We start from the raw sequence: 23,011 nt of genomic DNA, 5'->3' as shown, positions 1-23,011 counted from the left end.
ATGACTACAGAAACTTATTCAAGCACAGATATTGCCATTGTCGGCCTAGCAGGTCGTTTCCCAGGAGCTGAGAATGTAGATGCCCTGTGGGAAAACCTAAAAAACGGGGTGGAATCAATCAAAACCTTCACAGAGGCAGAATTACGTGAACTTGGGGTGTCGGAAGCGACTATTGCTGACCCCAACTTTGTCCCTCGGTGTGCGTTGTTGCCTGATCAAGACAAGTTTGACGCGTCATTTTTTGGCTATTCACCGCGTGAAGCAGAAGAGCTTGACCCGCAGCAACGTCTCTTTTTAGAAACCGCTTGGCAGGCGCTGGAAAATGCTGGCTACGATGGTGACAAGTGTGACTTTCCAATAGGTGTCTATGGCGGCTGTGGCGTAAACACTTATCTAATCTCTAATTTGATGCAAAGTGGCCGTTTTAGCGATCTTGGTAATATCTCGCAGCTACAAGCGCTGATGAACGGTAATAACAAAGATGCCATGACCATGACACTGGCCTACAAACTAAACCTAAAGGGCCCTGCGGTAACGGTACAAACGGCGTGCTCAACTTCCTTGGCTGCAGTCCACATGGCGACACGCTCATTATTGAATTATGAGTCAGATATGACCTTGGCTGGCGGCTCATGGTTGAACTTTTTGCATCAGGGCGGTTATGTATATCAACCCGGCGCAATTTTGTCTCCAGATGGTCACTGTCGTCCGTTTGACGCAGATTCTCAAGGGACGGTAATTGGTTCTGGCTCTGGTGTCGTGGTACTTAAACGCCTTGAAGATGCAATGGCTGATGGCGATACCATTTATGCCGTGATCAAGGGCTCTGCAATGAATAATGATGGTAATACTAAAGCAGGTTACACCGCACCTAGTGTGGATGGGCAGGCTGAAGTTATCGCCGCAGCACTGGAAATGGCTGATACCCCGGCAGAGAGCATTGGTTACGTTGAAGCGCATGGTACCGGCACGGTGATTGGCGACCCCATTGAAATTGCTGCGCTCACCCGCGCCTACCGAATGGATACTGAGCAAACGCAATATTGTGCCGTAGGTTCAGTCAAATCGAATGTCGGCCACCTAGATGCAGCCGCAGGGGTTACCGGGTTAATAAAGGCCGCGCTGACAGTGAAGCACGGACAAATCCCGCCGAGTTTGCACTACAAGCAAGCTAACCCAGAAATTGACTTTGCCAATAGCCCGTTCTATGTCGCGGATAAGCTGACGCCTTGGTCAAATGAAACAGGCCCACGCCGTGCTGGGGTGAGTTCATTCGGTATTGGTGGCACCAATGTGCATGTGGTCCTTGAGGAGCCACCAGTTCAACGTGCGACGCAGTCGCAGCGCAACTGGCAAATCCTACCGCTGTCGGGCCACACCAAAACTGCACTGGCCAGTCGCCGCGAGCAGTTAGCAACTTGGTTTAAGCAAGCAAGCACTCAGCCTTTGTGGCAAGACAGTGCTTACACTTTGCAAGTGGGTAGGAAAGGCCTAACCCATCGTGCCGTCGTGGTGGCGCAAAATAGTGAGCAAGCGATTGCAGCACTGGCTGACGATACCAGCACATTAAGAGCGCAAGGGCAGTTAACGGTTTCAGGTGACAGGCCCGTTACCTTTATGTTCCCAGGGCAAGGTTCGCAGCATATCAATATGGCCCGCGCACTGTATGAGTCAGAAAGCGTGTTTAGAGATGCATTTGACCGCTGTCGGGAGGGCCTGATAGCGCATGTTGGGCAAGATATTAAAGACTTTATTTTTGTTGATGAAGCGGACGTTGAGCACGGTGCGGCGCAACTAAAACAAACCTCAGTCACTCAGCCGGTATTATTTGCTGTGGAATATGCATTGGCGCAGCAATGGTTGGCGTGGGGAGTAAAGCCCAGTGCTATGATTGGCCACAGTATCGGCGAATACGTCGCCGCGTGTATTGCGGGGGTGTTTAGTTTAGAGGATGCATTATACCTGGTCGCCAAGCGGGGCGAATTTATTCAGGCGCAAGCACCAGGCTGTATGTTATCGGTGGCGCTCTCAGAAGCCGCTTTAGCTCCTTATCTTGATACCGACAATCTTGGGCATAAAGTTGAGCTGGCAGCGGTGAATAGCCCTGAAAACTGTGTTGTATCGGGCTCAGAGCAAGCGATAGCGGCACTATCAAATAGGCTCACTGAGCAAGGGGTCGTAGTACAGCCTTTACATGTTTCCCATGCGTTCCATTCGTCCTTGGTGAGTGATGCAGGTGATCAACTGGCTAAGTTGATTGCTCAGGTTCAGCGCAATGCCCCAAGCATTCCATTTGTATCGAATGTAACAGGCACTTGGATAACCGACCAACAAGCGACCGACCCTCAATATTGGGCGCAGCATTTAGCACAAGCGGTGCGCTTTAACCAAGGTCTGCGCACTATCGTCAATCTTGACAATCCAGAGTCAGAAAATGGCTTAGAACAAACTGTGCTACTCGAAGTGGGACCAAGTAATACGCTAAGTCAACTTGCTGGACGGGATGCAGAAGTAAAAGCGCAAACGAGTATTGTCACTTCGCTACCACACCCAAGAAAAGCGCAAGAGACAGAGCAACACTTTGCCTTAGCCTTGGGACGTTTATGGATTGAAGGCGTAGAGATTGATTGGGATGCCTTGTATGAGCAGACACCTCATCGCGTCGCCTTACCTGTTTACCCGTTTGAGCGAAAACGTTTTTGGATTGAAGCCGATGCAAATATTGTGGCGCAAAACAACCATAACGCCTTGGCACCAAAACCGATTGAACAGTGGTGTTACATCTCTTCATATAAGCGCTCGGTTCCTGATTTAACTCAGCCGGTTGAACTGGGTTGTACTTTGCTATTTGAAACACAGCATAAGGCCTGCGACCTGCTCCTTGATAAGCTACACACGCAGAGCGATAAGCTAATTCGGGTCAAATTAGGGCAAGCATTTCAGCAAGAATCGGATAATGAGTTTGTGATCCGCGCGGCTCAGTTGAGCGACTATCAGCAACTTATTGCAAGCGTGAATCAAATTCATGGTCCTGTATCGCATATATTCCATTTGTGGAGCTTGCCGGCCAGCGAGCCTGCTGATTTAAGCCAAACTCAACAACAGGGCATGATGAGTCTAATCGCACTTGCTCAAGCACTTGAATCGCAACAGTTAGGTCAGCCGGTTAATTTGAGCGTAGTGAGCCAAGGGTTGGCCGATGTGTCGGGTAATGATGAGATTTCACCCGCTCAGTCGATGTTACTTGGCCCATGTAAAGTCATCCCGCAGGAGTTCCCACACATTCAATGTCAATTGGTTGATTTTGGTGCACAACTTCACGGTGACTGGATAGATTGGTTGTTGTCAGAGCAACATGGCGAAGCGGGCGAGGTGGTTGCTTATCGGTCTTATCATCGTTGGCTGATGGGCTTTGAAGCGACGGCCAAACCTAAGCAAAATGAAGCGATTTATCGCCAAGGTGGGGTGTACTTAATTACCGGCGGTTTAGGTGGCGTTGGTTTGGTAATGGCTGAGCATTTGGCGGAGCACTACCAGGCTAAATTAGTCTTGCTTGGTCGCAGCACGCCTTCAGAGGCACAACAGCAAAAATTAGCACAATTGCAATCTTTTGGTGCGCAGGTACTGGTTAAACAAGCGGATGTGGCGGACTTTGAACAAATGGCAGAGGTTGTCGCACAAGCACATCAGCAGTTTGGGCAGATCAATGGGGTGATCCACGCAGCAGGGAGTGGTGCAACGTCCTTAATTAGTTCGACGGATGCAGCGTTTATCGAGCAGATGTTTGCTGCCAAAGTTGTGGGAACGCAACATTTGTTGGCTTTATTTAACGAGCAGCCACTGGACTTTATGGTGTTGTGCTCATCGCTTGCTAGCATTGCAGGTGGTTTATCTAAGGCCGCCTACGCGTCAGCGAATGCCTATCTAGATGGTATTGCACAGCAATACGCTCAGCAATCGGTGCAAACAGGCGGTTATCCAATACTGGCCGTTAACTGGGACAGTTGGCGAGAGGTCGGCATGGCTGGTGATATGGATATGCCTGACGGAGTCGGTATCGCGCCTCAGCAAGGGGTTGAAGTTATGGCGCGCATACTCAGCGCACCAATATTGCCGCAAGTTGCGGTCTCAACGCTCGACCTTCCTGCACGATTAGAAGCCACCAAAGGTAACCTGTTAGATGCAGAATTGACTATGGCAGATGCGACACCTCGCAGTGGTGGCTATGAGCGTCCTGAGTTATCAACGCCATATGTTGCGCCAGAAGATGATTTACAAGTTGGTATTGCGCAAGTCTGGAGCGCCATGTTGGGGATAGAGCAAATAGGCATTCACGATAATTTGTTTGAGCTGGGCGGTGACTCCTTAATGGGGGTACAAATCATGTCGCAACTAAGCAATAAATTCGAAGTGACCTTGTCGCCAGCATCCTTTTTTAAAGAGCCAACCATATTGGGTCTTGCCCAAGTAATAGAAGCCATTCTAATACAAGAGCTCCAGCAAGAGCTGGCCGAAGAGCTGGCTGAGGGAGCGAAATAAGCATGTCGATCAATGCACTATTGGCCGCGCGCAAAGGTAATATGACACTGGCGCAGAAAAAAGCCATGCTTAAACAGCTCGAGGATAAACAGCCAGTTCAGTCGAGTGCGCCAGTAATTAAAAAACTTGGCAAACTTCAAGCGCCGTTATCGGCGGCGCAGCAAAGGCTGTGGTTTGAGTGGTTGATCAACCCTGAAAATACTGCATACCACCTTGGTGGGGGGATGTGTTTAAGTGGCCATCTAGACAAAGACGCGCTGCGTGCAAGCTTAGATCACTTATCTGAGCGCCATGCTGGGCTTCGTACTCAGTTTGTTGAAGGGGAAGGCGCCAAACCTGCGCAAGTGGTTTTGCCGACACTGCGCTTACCGCTGGAATCGGTAGAGCAACACGAATTAGCCGCTGAAGTCGCAGCACTGCAAGCACATGATACAGAGCTGAGTCGCGAACAAGCGCAGGAACAGGTTTATAAAGCAAGGTTAGCGCGCTTCGCTGCAACGCCCTTTGATTTACGGACAGGTCCTTTGATGCGAATGCAGTGGTTGCAGTTTGCTCCAGAACAGCATGTACTCTTAGTCGTGATGCACCACATAATTAGTGATGCGTGGTCGAAGAGTTTGATTATTAAAGACTTCGTTGAAATTTATCAAAAAGCGAGTCTCGCTCAACCCATCACCCATGACGCGAACCGGTTAGATTATACTGACTTTGCTCAGTGGCAAAATGATTGGCTTAACAGTGATGCTGAGCAAGTGCAGCAGCAGTGGCAATTTTGGCAGCAACAACTCACAGGTCACTTGCCTGTGGTTGAACTCGGTGTGACAAACTCAGCGAATAGTGTACCTAAGGCAGAGCAACTCGTTACTCAGTTACCCGCGCAATTGGCAGCACAAGTCACACAATTTGCGCGTGAACAAGGGGTCTCGCTATTCGTCGTGTTATTGACTGCGTATCAAGCTTTGCTGCATAGATACACAAACGAAGATGAGCTGCTGACGGCGGTTCCGGTGGCAAATCGGAACCAGTTTGCTACCCATAGTGTGGTTGGCTTTTTTGTTAATATACAGCTGATGCGCTTGTCTGTCGCTGGTGAATTAACGCTACAGCAGCTATTGCGCAACTGTGCCGAACAGTCATTAGCAATCCAAGCGCAACAAGACATCCCCATAGACTCACTGATGAAGCGTTTTCAACCTAACTTGCAGGGCGCAACGCCTTATCAAGTGATGTTCAATCACCTCAAAGATAGCAGCAGTGGTTTAGCACAATTGCATGGTGCCTCGTTGACCAATTACTTTAGTTTGACTCAGGGTGTAATGTGCGACCTTGCGCTAGATACAACCGAGCTAAGTGATGGTGGAGTGCAATTACAATGGCGTGTTGATAGCAATAAACTTTCAGCGGCTTGGATCTCCACATTTGACGAGCAATATCAGTCGCTCCTGCGCACCTTTTGCCAAGCTCCAGAGACTCAAATTCGCGATCTTTTACTGAACAGTGCTGAGCGGAAGGCGGCTTTAGCGGCGCTTGAATCTGGCGGTAAAACTTCAGCAAGCTTGCTTAGCGTACCTCAAGCATTTGCGCTTCAGGCACAGAAAACCCCAGACGCGATTGCGTTAAGGTTTACGGGCGAGTCTGTCACCTATGCTGAATTACAGCAACGGGTAAATCAATTAGCACAGTATTTGGTGGCGCAAAATATCAGCCATGAGTCGAAAGTGGCATTGCTATTTGAGCGCAGCATTGAGATGGTGGTGGCGATGCTGGCTACGCTTCAAGCGGGCGCGGCTTACGTACCAATCGAGCCTCAACTGCCCGAGGCACGCTTACACTATATTATTGAGCAAAGCGCCTGTGCTTGTATCTTGAGTCATGCTTCAGTAAAAGCACAGCTGGCAGAGAATATCAGCGCTCAAGTAACATGGCTTGAGCACTTAGAGTTAAGCGCTTATCCAACCACAGCACCCAATGTGACAATCCATTTAGATAACTTAGCCTATGTGATTTATACCTCAGGCTCGACGGGCAAGCCCAAAGGGGTTGCATGTGTACATCGTGGCGTCGCAAATCGCTTGGCTTGGGGGCAAACTCGCTATCAGCTTCAAGGCAGTGATAGGGTGTTGCAAAAAACGCCATTTGGTTTTGATGTATCTATTTGGGAGTTCTTCTGGCCATTAACGCAAGGTGCAAGCCTAGTATTAGCAGCGCCAGAACAACACAAAGAACCGTCACAAATTCGGCAACTTATTGAAACAGAAGCGGTGACGGTTTGTCACTTTGTTCCCTCCATGTTGCAAGCATTTATGACGGGGATAAGCAGCTCACGCGATGCGCTGGGCGGAAAAGCCTTATGCCCAAGTTTACGCCAAGTATTTACGAGCGGTGAAATGCTTACCTTGCAAACCCAACAGCAATTTTTTAGCTACTTTGAACAAACGGCACTGCACAATCTTTATGGACCGACAGAAACGGCGATAGAGGTGACAAGCTGGCAGTGTCACCAGCAAGATGACGTAATTCCAATTGGTAAACCTATCTCTGGCGTACAAGCTTATGTATTGGATGGTGCACTCAATCAAGTGCCGATAGGGGTGGCAGGAGAGTTATATCTTGCCGGTGAGTGCTTGGCGCGTGGTTACTTATCTAGACCGGATCTCAGTGCCGATCGTTTTGTCGCGAATCCATTTGCCGATAGCAACAGCCAAGGCGCTAGAATGTATCGCACTGGCGACAAGGTAGTTTGGAATGATGAAGGTCAACTTGAGTTTTTAGGCCGCTTAGATCAGCAAGTGAAGATCCGTGGTTTGCGGATTGAATTGGGCGAAATAGAGAGCCAATTAAGGCAATTAGCCAATGTAGTTGATGCTGCGGTGTTAGTGAAAAGTAGCGCTGGTGGCGAGCAACTAGTGGCATATTTGGTGTTGGTAAATGACGCTGAGCTTGAGCCTGATACGCTTAACTCGCAACTCACTACTCAGTTGCCGCAATATATGATCCCTAGTGTGTTTGTGCAGCTTGAAAAATTGCCGCTCACCGTGAATGGCAAGCTAGACCGTAAAGCTTTACCTGAGCCATCGCTACAGCAATTTTCAACGTTTGCGGCACCACAAGGTGAAATCGAAAGTGGACTGGCCGAGATATGGCAGCAAGTACTGCAGCTTGAAAAAGTCGGACGTGACGACAACTTTTTTGCACTTGGCGGACATTCTTTACTTGCGGTGGAAACCCTGAGTCAAATCCAAGCACAATTTGGTGTAGACATTGCGGTGCGCGACGCCTTTGCGAATCCAATACTAAAAGACTTAGCTGCAATTATTTCAGCACAAACAAATCCAGAGCAAGAAGATGCCTTGCTCGACTTAGAAGCATTTATGGAGAACCTATAATGAGCAGTGAGGTCATCCAACGCATTGCTGAGCGCTTTCATCAGTTACCTCAAGAAAAACGTCAGCTGGTCTATCAAAAGGTGCAAGCCGATGGGCTGAACATGCGTCAGTTTCCCGTTTTACCTTTTCATCACTCAGCTGAGGCTGCTGAGCTGTCTTATGCACAGCAACGTCAGTGGTTTTTATGGCATTTAGACCCAGACAGTGCAGCGTATCACATCACTGGGGGATTACAGCTTGAAGGTGAGGTAAACCTGAGTGCGTTGACACGTGCTTTTCAGCTATTAATTGCTCGTCACAGTTCGCTTCGCACGCAATTTGTACAAGTTGATGCTGAGGTAAAGCAGCAGGTGCTACCAATCGAGATTGCCAATGATTTTCAGGTAGAGGTAGGAGCGGGTGATAACATTGATGCGGTGCGTCAGCAATGGTTAAACACACCGTTTAATCTCACCCAAGGCAACTTAATCCGTGTGGGGTTACTCACGCTTGCGCCAAACCAATATCAACTGGTGGTGGTAGTGCATCATATTATTGCCGATGGTGGTTCCTTACAGATTTTAGTGGGAGAATTTGCCGCGCTGTATAGCCAATTGCTTAGCGCTGAAATTGCACCGGGAGATTTATCGAGCCAGCTGGCCCAATCAGCGCTACCAGCACTGAATATTGCCTATGGTGATTATGCTAAATGGCAAAAAGACTGGATGACGGCCGGTGAGCTTGAGCGTCAGTTAGCGTATTGGCAGCAAAAGCTCGGTGACGAACAGCCAGTGTTACAGCTTAAGGTGGATAATGGTTTAGCTCAACACTCAGAGCATGGCAGCGCTCGCGGTGCCTCACACGCTTGGCAATTACCACAGAGCTTAACGCAGCAGCTAGGTACTTTTGCCACCAGCCATCAGGTTTCTCATTACATGATATTGCTGACGGCATTTCAGGTATTGCTACAGCGCTATACCGGGATGGAGCAGATCCGTGTCGGTACGCCAATCGCGAATCGACAACGGGCTGAAGTCGCTAATTTGGTCGGCTTATTCGTCAATACCCAAGTGCAGGATAACCGCTTTGACAGCCGCACTTCATTGCAACAGGTTTTAGCACAGGTAAAGGCTTCCACACTTGGAGCACAAGAATATCAAGATTTACCTTTTGAGCAATTAGTTGAAGCCTTGCAACCTGAGCGAAGTAGCGAAGTGCATCCGTTATTTCAGATATTGTTTAACTATCAGTTTGGTGATTTAAGCCAGTTACAACAGTTGCCTGGGCTCAAAGTGGGTGAATTGCCCGCAACCACAGGAGAAGTGCAGTTTGAGTTGGTGTTAGATGCTCATGAAAACCGAGCGGGCGCTTGCTTTTTGACCTTTACTTACGATCAAAAGGCCATCTCCACACAACGCATTGTTCGCATGAGTCAGCACTTTGAGCGAGTGCTTGCTGCCTTGCTCACTGAGCCGACTATGGCCCTTGGTGACATTAACTTGCTAGACGATAGTGAAACGCAGCAATGGCAGCGTTGGGGGTTAAATCCACAACTAGAAGACACCACCCCAGTGCAGCAAAAGTTTAGCCGTTTGGCTGACACCCAGCCAGATGCAGTGGCAGCGGTATTTGCAGATTTAACGTTGAGCTATAAACAACTGGATGAACGTTCAAATCAGCTTGCGCAGCACCTTCAAAGCCTAAATATTGGTCGCGAAGATAGAGTCGGTGTAGCGCTACAGCGCAGTATGGATACGGTAGTGACGTTATTAGGCGTGTTAAAAACTGGCGCTGCCTTTGTGCCTATGGACCAAGATTATCCGCCAGAGCGACTGGCTTACATCGCAGAAAATAGTCAACTCACAGCCATTATCACTCACCCTGACGCACAGTCGAAATTAACCGAGGTGCTGAAAGATACGCAGATCACACACCATTTGGCTTCTCTGCCAGTCGTCAACTTAGCACAATTGCCTTGGCAAACGTTGTCAGCCCAATCGCTCGACGTGGCTATTCATCCCGAGCAATTGGCTTATATGATTTATACTTCGGGCTCAACGGGTCGCCCGAAAGGGGCTGCGATCAGCCATCGTGCACTGAGTAACTGCATGGCATGGATGGCAAGACAATACTCTCCACAACCTGAGGAAGCGGTATTGCACAAAGCCGCCTTTGGGTTTGATGTGTCTTGCTGGGAAATTTTCTTCCCTCTGAGTGAAGGGATGTCTGTGGTGGTTGCAAAACCTGGTGACCAACGCGATCCACTCGAACTGAAGCGACTTATCCAACAGCAAAGAGTCGCAATTACCTCGTTTCCTCCGGCTTTATTACAGGCCTTTATCGAGCTACCTGATGTGGCTGAATGCACCTCGCTGCGGCATATCATGTGTGGTGGTGAAGCCGTGCCTGCTGAATTATTCCGTGACACATACAAGGCACTGCCTGATGTTGTGATGAACAACCTATATGGGCCAACAGAAACCACAATTCATGTAACCCACTGGCCTTTTATTAACGACAAGAGAAGCTTGGCACCTATTGGCCAAGGTATTTCACAAACCCATACCTATATTTTAGATGCCAGTTTAAACCCCGTGCCAGAGGGCGTTACTGGAGAGTTATACATAGGAGGCATCCAGCTGGCCAGAGGGTATTTTGCCCGACCAGATTTAACCGCCGAACGCTTTGTTGCAGACAGCGTGTTAGGTAATGGCCAAAGGATGTATCGTACTGGTGATTTGGCGCGCTGGAATCTAAACGGTGAGATTGAATACCTAGGTCGTAGCGATGACCAAGTACAGATCAGAGGGTTTAGAATAGAGCTGGGTGAAATTGCCGAGCAGTTAAGACGCTTACCTCAAGTGCGTGAAGCCAAAGTCTTAGTTAAACACTTGGCTACTGGCGATAAATTGGTCGCTTACGTAACTGGTAGTATTCAAGATGAGCAGCAATTAGCTCAAGCGCTTGGTGAAAATGTCCCGGATTATATGGTGCCCAATGCGTTTGTGGTGTTAGATAAAATGCCACTGACAGCCAATGGTAAAGTCGATAGCAAAGCTTTGCCTGAGCCGCAATGGGCCAAAGCGCAAGAATACAGCGCACCGATAGGTGAGGCTGAAACCATGGCTGCACACCTATGGGCAGATTTACTCGGCCTTGAGCGAGTGGGCAGGGATGACAACTTCTTCTCATTAGGTGGCCACTCACTGCTGGCAATTAAGCTGGTGGAGCGTGCCCGCCAAGCTGGCTGGCAAGCACAAGTGAAAACCCTATTTAGTCAGCCAGTGCTCAAACACTTCGCTGCTGCCCTTACGCCTTACCGCCAAGATACGGCACCAGAAACCGCATGGTCAGGGATTGCGACGGATACCGCTGTTATCACCAGTGAAATGCTGCCATTGGTCAGTCTGGATAATGACCAGATAGCTAAAGTCGTCGAGCAAGTAGATGGGGGCGTACAAAATGTCCAAGATATTTATCCGCTGGCGCCGCTGCAGTCGGGAATTTTATTCCACCATACTTTGCAAGAAAAAGGCGACGCTTACATTACGCCTAATCTATTACGTTTTGAAAGCCGCGCGCAGCTAAGTGCATTTGTTGATGCGCTTAACCTGGTTATTGCCCGTCATGATATTCTGCGGACAGCCATTTTTTGGCAGGGCCTGCCTGAGCCTGTGCAAGTCGTGCAGCGTCAGGCCAAAGTGGAAATCAAGTGGTTAGATTATGCCTGTGACGCGCCATTAGCTGCCGATGAAGCAGGCTTAACGGCAGCAGCAAGACGCTTAAATGAAGCCGTAGATCCAACCCACTTTAGACTAAACACACAGTGTGCACCTTTAATTGCCGCCATCGCTATTGCCGAAGTGCAAGACGAGACCTGCTGGTTGCAACTGCCGAGTCATCATTTAGTGATGGACCACACCAGCTTAGAAGTACTCGTTGAAGAAGTGCAGATGATTTTAGCGGGTAATGCAGCGCTACTGCCAGAGCCTGTGCCGTTTAGACATTTTGTGGCGCTAGCGCAGCAAAACCCAGAGGCCGAAGCGGAGCAAAATACGTTCTTTAGCGAATTATTAGGGGATATAGAAACGCCAACTGCGCCATTTGGGTTGTTAGATATTAAGGGCACAGGTGAGGACATTCTAACGCACGAAACTGCCGTGCCTGAAGCACTGGCCGCCCAAGTGCGCCACCTTGCCGTAAAGCAAAACACCAGTGCTGCGGCGGTATTCCACCTAGCTTGGGCGATGGTGCTACAAAAGCTGACCGGACTAAATGATCCGGTATTTGGCACGGTGATGTTTGGCCGCTCACAAGGTGGAGAAGGCGCCGACAGGGCTGTTGGCATGTTTATCAATACATTGCCGATCCGTTTTCGATTGCGCCAAGCAGATCTTAAATCAGGATTGCAACAAGCGCAGCAGCTGTTAACTGCGCTTATTTGCCATGAAAGTGCGAGCTTATCCAAAGCACAATCTTGCAGCAACGTAGCGAAAGGAACGCCGCTGTTTTCGACGCTGTTGAACTATCGCTATAGCCCAAATGCGCACAAACATGGTGATTCGAAAAAGCTCTATGTTACCGATGATGGCTGGCAAGTATTTGGCGGTGAGGAACGCACCAATTACCCTATTGGAGTTTCTATTGACGATGCTGGCGATGGCTTTAACATCGTAGCGCAAACACTACCGAGTGTTGAACCTGCGCAGTTGTGTGGCTATTTACTGAATGCGTTGACTCAGCTTGTCGCAGAGCCTGCACTAAAACAGCTAGGTGATTGGCAAGCGTTGACTGACAATGCGTGGCAAACTCAGCGCTTGTGGAGCGAAAACACCACCAAAGAGAACACCCAGCAAGCGGTCTACCGCTTATTTGAAGCACAGGTGCAAAAACAGCCTGACGCTATTGCCGTCACATTTAAAAACAATCACGTGCGTTACGCTGAGCTTAACCAACAAGCGAATCAGCTCGCGCATTATCTACAATCACAAGGCGTGGGTATAGAGAGCCGAGTCGCTGTGGGCATGTGGCGTAGTGTTGAAACCGTGATAAGTCTGTTGGCAATCATGAAAGTGGGTGCCTCGTACGTACCACTAGATTTAGATTATCCAGCGGAGCGTTTGCAATATATTGTGGCGTCAAGTGGCGTACAGTTGCTATTGACTCATGCTGAAGGGGTAGATGCACTGCCGTCATTCCCTGAGCAGATCACGCAGTGTGTATGGCAACAGATAGACTTAGCGCCATACAGCCAAGATAATCTCATTGTTGATGCTCACCCAGAGCAGCTGGCTTATGTGATTTATACCTCAGGCTCGACGGGACGACCTAAAGGCGTGGCTATTAGTCACCGCTCATTGGTTAGCTGTATGCAGTGGATGCAGCGCGAGTATCAGCTTACACGGGAGGATGCGGTGTTACATAAGGCGCCATTTGGCTTTGATGTGTCTTGTTGGGAGCTATTTTTCCCACTGAGTCAAGGCGGCCGCATTGTAGTATCTGAACCCGGAGATCATAAAGATCCAGACAAATTAATTGCACTTATCAAGGCGCAACAAGTTACAACAGCAAGTTTTGTACCGACGATGCTACAAGCCTTTATTGAGCAAACTAACCCCAATGAAGAGAACTATTTACGTAACATTATGGTAGGAGGAGAGGCTGCGCCACCGGAACTTCGTCAACGTATGTTCGCCGCACTACCAAATGCTAAGGTGCATAATTTATATGGACCAACAGAAACCACAATTCATGTGACCAACTGGGAGTTTACGCCAGCGCCACGAACCACAATTCCAATCGGTCGTGCTATCTCAAACACCAGTTGTTATGTACTCGATGAGTACTTGACGCCGGTTCCTCAAGGAGTAGTAGGTGAGCTCTATTTAGGTGGAGTAGGGTTGAGCCGAGGTTATCTTAACCGCCCTGACTTAACCGCAGAGCGATTTGTTGCCGATCCGATATCCGCATCAGGTGGTCGCCTTTACCGTACCGGTGATTTGGTGCGTTGGAATAAAGAAGGACTGATTGAATACATGGGCCGACTTGATCACCAAGTTAAGATCCGAGGCCTACGTATTGAACTTGAAGAAATTGAAGCTCAGCTTGCAAGTATTAGCGGTATTCAAAAAGCCGTTGTATTAGCAAAGCCTTCGCCGTCAGGCGAGCGTTTAGTTGGCTATGTGCAGTCTCAACAAGTACAGTCAAGTGATGAGCTAAAAAGCATCTTAGCCAAAGTCTTACCCGACTATATGGTGCCAAACAGCATTTTGAGTCTTGAGCGCTTGCCACTTAGCCCGAATGGGAAAATTGACCGCGACGCTTTACCGGAACCGGTTTGGCAAGATAGCGGAGAATTTGTTGCGCCAATAAACGATATGGAGCAAAGTGTGGCGCAAGTCTGGTCTGAGGTTTTAGGAATCAATAATATCAGTCGTTTTGCTAATTTCTTTACGCTTGGCGGCGATTCTATCGCATGTCTAAAAGTGGTGTCATTGATGCGCCAACGTGGTTTTGAAATGGCGGTAAAACACATGTTTGAAACTGCGGATCTGAGCCAGTTAGCCTTGCAGTTAACTGAGTTGCAAGGCACTACAGGCTCCGGAAATACACTTTGTAGCGAGCCTATTATCGCACTGAATCAAAAATCAGCCACTGCAAGTGCGCTATTTTGCTTACATGATGGTTTTGGTAAAGTGTTGGACTACACCACTTTGGCAAGGCATCTCGATGGCAAGCGCACAGTGTACGGGCTGACCTATCAGCCTGATCCCTTAACCGGGCAAGCTGCTGATTTATCTGCGCTGGTGGCATCGCATCTGAGCGAAATTCGCAAAGTGCAAGCTCGCGGACCTTACCGTTTATGTGGCTGGTCTTTAGGTGGCGTGTTGGCGCACGCTATTGCCGCTGAGTTAGAACAACAAGGTGAGCAAGTAGAGCAGCTGCTTTTACTTGACCCTTACTCGCCACCTAATGCAAGTGCACAGCGCTCAACACTGGCAGAGCAAATAGGCCCAATGATGCAGCTACAAACCTTCTTCAGCTTATTACTGAGCGAAGAAAGTGGGTTTGCCTTGATGCAAGACGTTGAAATACAAAGTACGCTGACTGAATGTTCTGCTCAACAGCAGATATCAAGTGATGACATTCAAAAGTTGATGCAGCAAGTGTTTGAGCACCCAAGGACGGAGTTTATGACGGGTTACGGACAGTTAACGGCTCAAGACTTATACCATTTATATCTGGCCTTCCAACCGCTATTTTTGGCTGCTGTCAATATTGAGACGCTGCCTGTTTACACCGGTAAGGCTGAACTATTTTGGATGAAAGGTCGAGAGCAAGCGCATAAAGCATGGTGGTACGAGTGGTTGAATAGCCAAAGTGTTTCGTCTCACGACTTGGATGTTGGACATTTCGCGGTGGTTAAAGATTGCACTATATTAGAACGTGTCTAGCGAAGTTTAAAGTTAAAGTATAAAGCGGCTCTAAGTCGCTTTATTTTTATCTTTAGGGTTGTCTTTGGAAGGTTTGTCTTTGGAAATAAAAACGGCGCTGAGTAGCGCCGTTTTTGTGAGAGTTAACTCTAGTTGCTAGCACTTACCATTGGTAAGTTGCAGTTAATGCGATGTTTCGGCGACTGCCATAGGAGCAGGATGTTTCACCACATGAAGCGATAACCTTTTTGTCAGTTAGGTTACGTACGTTCAGTGCAAAGCGCCATTGTGCCAGATCATAGCTTGCCATGGCATCAAACAGGGTGTAACCCTCAACGGTTTTAGGTGCTTTTTCACCAGTACCTTTGTTACTACCCGTGTAACGTGCGCCTAAACCTACAGTGAAGTCGTCAGTAAGTTGATAGTCACTCCAGATATTAAACTGATGCTTTGAAACTGCTTTATCCTGTTTGCCGACTTCGTCAGCAAGTCTTGGATCAAGACCACTCTCAGTGACATCCGCTTTAGGAATATAAGCGTAAGAAGCGGTTAAGTTCATTTTTTCAGTTGGTTGTACAAAGGTATCAAACTCTAAACCGCGCACAACGACGGCACCCGTTTGTTTGTAGCCAGCAGGTTCGGTTGTCCATACCCACTGAGTGAAGTCACTACGTTCAATCTCAAATACCGCTGCACTATAGCTTGAAGTTGAGTCCTTTGGTTGATAGCGCACACCGGTTTCGTATTGTTTACCTGTTTCAGGTGAGAAAGGGCGAGCGGTAGCAGGGTCAACATTGGTTGTCGGTGCAAAAGATTCGGAGTAGCTAAAATAAGGGGCTAAGCCGTTATCAGCTAAATAAACAACCCCTGCGCGAGCACTAAATTCTCTGTCTGTACGCACTGATGTCGGGTCTACTTGGCCTTCTAGCGTCTCATTTTTTAGCTTTGCTTCATCCCAACGACCAGCCAAAGAAATGATGATCTTCTCATTAATTTTGATTTGGTCTTGGATATAAATACCAAACTGCTCTAGCTTGGAAATACCCTTGATGTTAGGTTCAGGCTGGATCACACTTGAGCCGTAAGTCGGGTTAAATATATCAAGATCAGCTAACACACCGCCGTAGCGCGCTCTCACTTCAATCTCTGTATCTTGATAATCGGCACCAATAAGTAATGTATGTTCTACGTTGCCGTGTGAAAACTGACCGATCAAATGCGTGTCGATAGTTGCGCCGCTGACTTCCTCTTTACTTGATAGTGGAGTACGGGCTAAGTAACGGAAGTTTTCAGGGTCATTTGGGTTATCAGCATTTTTTTGCGCCCATTTACCCCAAATGATGCCATAGTCAACGTCAAATTCCGCATAGCGCGCGTGTTGCTTGATTTGCCAGCTGTCATTGAAATGATACTCGCCTTTATAACCTACTACCCACTGCTCTTGGTTGTAGCGGTTGAAATCAGGCTCACCAATCAATGTTGAAAACGGGATTTGGCCGTTAGGGTTAGGTAAAATAGTACCTGTTGTTGGGTAGGCGTGCCAAGCAGCGCCAGACTCAATGTCGTAATACTGTGAGTAAAAGGTGATTTTCCCTTGGCTACTTGGTTGCCAAGTCATTGATAGGGCTAAGTAGTCGCGATCGTTTTCTAGTGGATCGGTGCTCAAATCAGACTTTTTGGTTAAGCCTGTCACGCGATATAAATACTCGCTATCGTCGTCAATTGGACCTGACATATCAACGGCTAGTTGTTTGAGGCTGTTATTGCCAAGTTTGATCTGCAGCTCATTTTGCGAAAATGGCGTTGGCATTTTACTAACTAGGTTAACGACGCCACCTGGACCATTTTGACCATATAATACTGAAGAGGGACCTTTAAGAATTTCTATACGCTCCATACCGTAGCTTTCGGTCTGCCATAAACCCCAGTTACCACTGTTACGGATCTGTAGACCATCTTGGTAGAAACCAGGTGCATAAGCATCAAAGCCACGAATGTATAACCAATCGTATTGTGGTAAGTCACCCCAAGGTGCGGTATTTACACCTGCGGTATATGATAATGCTTCTGTTACACGCGTTGCGCCGATGGCTTCAATTTTGTCTGCGGTGACAACATTGATGGTTTGTGGCACCTCAATTATTGCAACATCGATTTTTGAGCCAGTTGCACTGCGGCGTGCATTGTAACCTTCAACCGGACCTGTTGCCGTTTCTTGGTCGGCATCAGCATTGACGGTAACCGCTTTTAGTTTGCTTGGCGAGTTACCTTCAGCATGTGCAGTTGATACCAGTGTTAAACCTAAAATGGCGGCAGCAATGGGTGATAGGGTTAACAATGGGGTTGAGCGTTGTTGTTTCACAAAGACTCCTTATTATTTTTGAGAAGCAGATTTATTTATGAGGTGATTGAGCAGAGCTTTTCTCAATCACCCGTTTTAGTTCGAGGCTAGTCCACTAGCGCCGTGTTATCAGTAACTTGAGGCGTTGATGTTTGTTTTAGTTGTTTAAGTACCTCGCCAATTTCTTGGCTACGGACTGCCAAAATTGATAACAAGGTATCGCTCAGTCCATGGGAACTTTCGCATGCGCCTTGCAAGAAAATATTCGGTTTAAAGTCTTCCGTGCTTTGAATGCGGTAGTCGCGTCCTACGGTAAAGTCACCTAAGTATTTCGATAAAGGCGCCAATAGCGTTTTGTGCTGATCACGTACATAGCCTGTTGCCAACACCACCGCATCGTAGCTACACACTTTAGTGTCGCCAGTTTTGCGGTTTGTGAGGGTTAGATGAATACCGTTTTCGTCCGCGTCAACCGCTGCGACTTCTGTGCTAGAAAGGAAGCGATGGCGATAGTGGCTGCGTACTTTTTGTTCGTAAAATACGCCGTAAATTTGTTCGATAAGGGGTAAGTCAGGACAAGCGTAATTGGTCTGGCGGTATTCTTTTAAGAAGGCTTCGCGTTCGATATCGGATTTGGAGAACACCTTATCAGTATATTCTGCATTGAAGATTTCATTTACAAATGGACTGTCGTCCGATGGCTTAATAGAGTTTGCACGAATAACAAAATCGACTTGGCTATCATCTGCGCGGCCGTGTAAATCCATAAATATTTCGGCGGCACTTTGGCCTGCGCCAATGACGGCAATTTTCTTAGCTGTGTTATTTGCTTCAATAGCAACTTTGTAATCATTACTGTGGAATACGCGGGTGTCGCCCGCCAGCTTTCTAAATTGTTTTGGTATATATCCACCACCACCAATGCTGACGACTAGGTTATCTGTTTCAACTACTTTTTCACTGCCATCAACACCTCTGGAATGCACTTGTAGCGCAACAACTTGTTCGTTTTCTAAAATCGGTTGGACATCAAATACTGTTTCGCCATAGCTGGTTTGATCTTTAAAATGCGAAGCCGCCCATGCTAAGTAGTCGTTAAACTCATGTCGGCTTGGGAAAAATGTTTGAAGGTTGATAAAGTCTGCTAAGCGATTTTTTTGGTGTAAATAGTTAATAAACGTAAATTCACTTTTAGGATTACGAATAGTGACAAGGTCTTTCAAAAAGGAAATTTGCATGTGCGTGTTTTCGAGCATCATATTTTTATGCCATGAAAACTCTGGCTGACGTTCCATAAACAAGGCATGGTTAGCCCAATCTGTTAGACCTTGTTCGCGAAGTGCGATTGCTAGTGCAATATTAGAAGGTCCGAAGCCAATACCTACTAATGAAAAGCGAGATGTGTTGTTCATACTTAATCCTCACAGTTACGGTTAGCTACTGCTATTGTCCTAGGGCCTGCTGAGCGTCAAGACCGACAGGGCACTATTAATACCAATTAGTCTTAATACTTGCTCAATTTGAAGGAGCAAATCTGACGCTAACCGCGTTAAAAATTTCTCATTTAGAACAACTAAATAGCAAAATTTTCGCCTTGTTATCGACAAGATTTTCTCGCCTCAAAATAGATCACTTAATTAAGCGAATTGGTATGACTATCAGAAGCTCAACTAAAATTATGTTTTGGATTAGACGAGTGAGAATTTAATTTATTTAAATATTTATGAAATTAATTCGTATTTAAACTGTCTAACGAGATCCTTCGTCGTTTAGTGCCTAATCTCTGCCCGTTGCACTGTGTTAAAAAAGCTAAGTTCTGTCTATTTATCAATCTTCATAGCGCTATAACAAGGCGACACCCCGCTTAGCGCTATCTTGCTTTTATTACTCGGTTTGTGTCACAAAGTTCAGCGAGTTAACGCCCGATTGCTGTGCCAGTGCCATAACCTCGACTATTTTTTCATAGGGAACTTTGGCAGCCCCTTGTAATTGGATCGGAGGCTGCGGTGATTGTGCGGCAACTTCCACTAAACGTTGTTGAAGTTGCGCGAGCGTAATGGCTTGTTGTTGCCATTGAATATCACCATTTGCTTGTACTATCAAAGAGACGCTGTCGGGCAATATCTCTGCGCTGGCTTCTTGCAAGGCTGCTTTGGGCAGCTCTACTTCAATGGACTGAGTGATCACAGGCATGGTGATAATAAAAATGATCAGCAATACCAGCATCACATCCACAAGTGGTGTCATGTTTATTTCAGCCATGACCTCTTCGTCATCTTCAAACCCTTGGCCAAACGCCATTATTTACCTCCGACCGATTTAAATACTGGGCGCTTAGCGTTTGCATTTGGTGCAGAGCCCATCAGTAAGAATGCGTGTAATTCGTGAGCAAAGTGGTTCAGGCGGTTTACAACGCGTTTGTTTCCCCGAGTGAGTGCGTTGTAACCCAGTACTGCGGGGATAGCGACGGCAAGGCCAAAAGCGGTCATAATTAATGCTTCACCCACAGGACCTGCTACTTTGTCGATACTTGCTTGGCCACTAACGCCAATGCTTATCAGGGCATGGTAAATTCCCCATACCGTGCCAAACAAGCCGATAAAAGGAGCGGTGGCACCAATGGAAGCGAGTATCGCTAAGTTACTCTGTAGTTCCGATTTACTTTCGTCAATAGAAGTTCGTAAGCTGGCAGTTAACCATTCCGCGATAGGTAAATTACCATGCAAATCTTCTTTGTGTTGCTCATGATGCGCCTTGGCATGCATGCCTTCGTTGACCAGTGAACTAAAGGGCGTCGCTTGGCCCGTTGGAGTTTCGAGCAATAAAATACCTGACTGCACATCTTGTGCGTGCCAAAACTGCTTGGAGCCAACAAGTGGCTGTTTTAATTTATAAAGCTTAATGCCTTTGATTAATATGACGCACCAAGTTGCGATTGACATAAACAGCAAACTAAACGCTACTGCTTTAATGACGATATCGCTTTGTGCCCACATGGCGGCGATTCCGTATGGGTTCTCCATGACTGTTCCTTATTTAATTTAATGCAAAATTGACAGGCTGTAGGTACCAATAACCGATCGCTTGTCCGTCTTGAGTTGCCGGTTGGTATTGCCAGTGTTTTACAGTTGCTTTTGCAGACTGATCTAGGCGACCGTGGCCACTCGACTCATGTATTTCTATCTCAGAGACGCTGCCGTCCGCTTCAATATAAATTTTTAATAAGACTGTCCCTTGTTCTTTAAATTTACGGGATAATCTTGGGTAAATAGGTGTCGGGTTGTTTAATGCATTAGCGTCGCTCATGTGCGGTAATACAAGTCCTGGCGGTAAACTCGGATCCTGAGAGGTGGTGGCCACCTCAGCTGTGTTACTAACATCTTTTTGTTCTGGTTGGACTGCGGAGCTGACTGGGGCTGGCTCTACAACAGGCTCAGGCTCTACAACAGGTTCAGGCTCCACAACAGGCTCAGGCTCTACAACAGGATCAGGCTCTACAACAGGCTCAGGCTCTACAACAGGCTCTGGCTCTACAACAGGCTCAGGCTCTACAACAGGCTCAGGTTCTACAATAGGCTCAGGTTCTACAATAGGCTCAGGTTCTACAATAGGCTCAGGTTCTACAATAGGTTCAGGCTGTTGAACTGTCGTTACCTCTGTTTGGGATGGTAAGTTGATAAACTTGCCCTTAATGCTAGAGTGCTGAGAAGATATTTCCATTGGCTCCGGTATTGAGGTAGTTGTCCACGCAAAAGCAATGCCTCCGATATGAATAGCAATAACAAGGAAACATGAACTTAAGGACGCGACGTCTGGGGTTTGCTGTCGCAAAGCTTTTGTGTGTGAGGTAGGCACAACTACGTACATCCGTTACTAATTTAAATGCAAATCGTTATTACTTTATTTTGTTTGTTACAAAAATACAAGAACGATCCCTCTAATTGATGGATATTTTGTTTATGAATGATTCATCTACTGCAATAAGGTGTATACCTAAAAATAGTAATATAACGCTGTAGCAATTGTTACGATTGCAACCTTGGAAGAGAAACTATTGCAACAGCTCCTTTTTTATCGTTTCTATTTTGAATTTGTAAATCACCTAAATGGTTGAAAAGTATTTGCCGGCTAAACACTAGACCTATACCGCTGCCAGACACTTTGGTAGAAAAAAACGGAATAAAGAGGTTATCAGTATTACTAATGCCGACACCCTCATCAATTATCTTTATACTGCAATATTTGTCGCTTTGTTCAAACTCAATGGTAATCTCTCCTGTTGTTGTACTCATGGCTTCTTGAGCGTTTTTTAAAAGATTCACAAAGACTTGTTCTAATTGGTGTGGATCAGCATATAGCTGGCATTTCGTTGGATTTAGTAGTGATATTTTGCTATCGGGAAATAGTAAAATACATTTTTCGATAAGTTCACAGATGTCGAGCGGTTGCTTATTAGGTTGAGGTAGCTTACTAATTTTCTGAAAGTTGCTAATAAATTTGTAGAGCGAAGTTGAGCGATTATGGATCACCGTAAGACCCTGCTCAAGAGCCGGTGTAGCACTTTCTAGTTTCTGAAGCTGTTTCAGTAACGTGGCACTAATAGAAGAGATCGGAGCTAAACTATTGTTAACTTCATGACTGAGTACTCGATGTAAGCGTTGCCAACTCTCTCGCTCTTTATCTATTAGTAACCATTGTACGTCGCTGATAAAAAATAGATAGTTGAGCTGCTGATGATGAATGTATTTTACTACCGCAATTCGATAGGTTTTACTAACAGCACCATCTTTAATGGTAAAGCTTTGTGGCTGTCTTGTAACTTGTTCTACAGGGATTGTAGTGCAGCTTAAGTTTGCGCCTTGTTGTGACGATTGAAGGCCTAGTAGCTCATTAGCTGCGGGGTTTGCAAAGGTTATGTCGTAGTTAACATCCGTGGCAATTATTCCTACATCAATGTGAGTGATCACTTTTTCCAGTAAAAGTTGGCTTTCTTTTATGGCAACATTTTGTTGTGCTAGTCTTTGTGAAAGTGTATTGAGGAGCTGTTTTATTTCTAGCATCTCATCATCTTCAGCACGGATGGCTGACCGTATGTTGTAGTCTTCGTCCACCAGTGCTTCTAGTAATACAGCAATGTTTCTAGTTTGGTTGTAATAGCTCGCTTTTATGTGGTTAGTTAAAAACAGGCAGGCTGGAAGTAGAAATAGCCCTGTCAACGCTATGATATATTTAGATACCGATAGTAAGCTTAATAAATAACAAAAGGCTAAACTCAATACTATGAGCATTCCAGTTGTGGTTTTAAGTGTGGTAGACAAGGTCAAAGCTGCTAT

9 protein-coding genes are annotated in these 23,011 nt (G+C 46.8%); 3 read left to right on the top strand and 6 right to left on the bottom strand.

Annotation, left to right across the window (positions count from 1 at the left end):
* From L3V43_RS17945 to L3V43_RS17935, 3 genes are read left to right on the top strand one after another with little or no spacing between them, the layout of a single operon-like run.
* Positions 1 to 4,539 carry a type I polyketide synthase gene (locus L3V43_RS17945; protein WP_237117135.1) on the top strand — a complete coding sequence of 1,513 codons (4,539 nt, stop codon included), beginning with the start codon at positions 1 to 3 and terminating at the stop codon, positions 4,537 to 4,539.
* Positions 4,540 to 4,541: 2 nt separating this feature from the next.
* The gene (locus tag L3V43_RS17940) at positions 4,542 to 7,925 is read left to right on the top strand and encodes an amino acid adenylation domain-containing protein (RefSeq protein ID WP_237117136.1); all 3,384 of its coding nucleotides are present in this window, start codon (positions 4,542 to 4,544) and stop codon (positions 7,923 to 7,925) included.
* Positions 7,925 to 15,358 carry a non-ribosomal peptide synthetase gene (locus L3V43_RS17935; RefSeq protein WP_237117137.1) on the top strand — a complete coding sequence of 2,478 codons (7,434 nt, stop codon included), beginning with the start codon at positions 7,925 to 7,927 and terminating at the stop codon, positions 15,356 to 15,358. Before L3V43_RS17940 ends, L3V43_RS17935 begins: the two co-directional genes overlap by 1 nt.
* 142 nt (positions 15,359 to 15,500) lie before the next feature.
* Here L3V43_RS17935 and L3V43_RS17930 read toward each other — a convergent pair whose 3' ends face one another.
* The 6 genes from L3V43_RS17930 to L3V43_RS17905 all read right to left on the bottom strand — a co-directional run bounded on the left by L3V43_RS17930 (position 15,501) and on the right by L3V43_RS17905 (position 22,996).
* Positions 15,501 to 17,699: a TonB-dependent siderophore receptor gene (locus tag L3V43_RS17930; protein WP_237117138.1), complete on the bottom strand. Its 2,199-nt coding sequence runs from the start codon at positions 17,697 to 17,699 to the stop codon at positions 15,501 to 15,503.
* Positions 17,700 to 17,785: 86 nt separating this feature from the next.
* The gene (locus L3V43_RS17925) at positions 17,786 to 19,090 is read right to left on the bottom strand and encodes a lysine N(6)-hydroxylase/L-ornithine N(5)-oxygenase family protein (protein ID WP_237117139.1); all 1,305 of its coding nucleotides are present in this window, start codon (positions 19,088 to 19,090) and stop codon (positions 17,786 to 17,788) included.
* 472 nt (positions 19,091 to 19,562) lie between these two features.
* Positions 19,563 to 19,979: a biopolymer transporter ExbD gene (locus tag L3V43_RS17920; protein ID WP_237117140.1), complete on the bottom strand. Its 417-nt coding sequence runs from the start codon at positions 19,977 to 19,979 to the stop codon at positions 19,563 to 19,565.
* Complete coding sequence (locus tag L3V43_RS23835) at positions 19,979 to 20,701, bottom strand: MotA/TolQ/ExbB proton channel family protein (RefSeq protein ID WP_010607668.1); 723 nt, start codon at positions 20,699 to 20,701, stop codon at positions 19,979 to 19,981. Before L3V43_RS23835 ends, L3V43_RS17920 begins: the two co-directional genes overlap by 1 nt.
* Positions 20,702 to 20,714: 13 nt before the next feature.
* Positions 20,715 to 21,398 (bottom strand): energy transducer TonB, encoded by a 684-nt coding sequence (locus tag L3V43_RS17910; protein ID WP_237117141.1) that lies wholly within the window; start codon positions 21,396 to 21,398, stop codon positions 20,715 to 20,717.
* 305 nt (positions 21,399 to 21,703) lie between these two features.
* Positions 21,704 to 22,996, bottom strand: coding sequence for an ATP-binding protein (locus L3V43_RS17905; protein ID WP_102056207.1), 1,293 nt, complete (start codon positions 22,994 to 22,996; stop codon positions 21,704 to 21,706).
* Positions 22,997 to 23,011 lie beyond the last annotated feature (15 nt).

Source organism: Pseudoalteromonas sp. L23 (assembly GCF_021728455.1).
In the GTDB taxonomy this organism is placed as follows: Bacteria; Pseudomonadota; Gammaproteobacteria; order Enterobacterales; family Alteromonadaceae; genus Pseudoalteromonas.
This window is presented reverse-complemented; position numbering and strand designations above follow the sequence as displayed.

Excerpts from the sequence above, each read along its gene's own strand:
- L3V43_RS17945 (WP_237117135.1), top strand. The coding sequence starts at position 1 with ATGACTACAGAAACTTATTCAAGCACAGATATTGCCATTGTCGGCCTA.
- L3V43_RS17940 (WP_237117136.1), top strand. The coding sequence starts at position 4,542 with ATGTCGATCAATGCACTATTGGCCGCGCGCAAAGGTAATATGACACTG.
- L3V43_RS17935 (WP_237117137.1), top strand. The coding sequence starts at position 7,925 with ATGAGCAGTGAGGTCATCCAACGCATTGCTGAGCGCTTTCATCAGTTA.
- L3V43_RS17925 (WP_237117139.1), bottom strand. The coding sequence starts at position 19,090 with ATGAACAACACATCTCGCTTTTCATTAGTAGGTATTGGCTTCGGACCT.
- L3V43_RS17920 (WP_237117140.1), bottom strand. The coding sequence starts at position 19,979 with ATGGCGTTTGGCCAAGGGTTTGAAGATGACGAAGAGGTCATGGCTGAA.
- L3V43_RS23835 (WP_010607668.1), bottom strand. The coding sequence starts at position 20,701 with ATGGAGAACCCATACGGAATCGCCGCCATGTGGGCACAAAGCGATATC.
- L3V43_RS17910 (WP_237117141.1), bottom strand. The coding sequence starts at position 21,398 with ATGGAAATATCTTCTCAGCACTCTAGCATTAAGGGCAAGTTTATCAAC.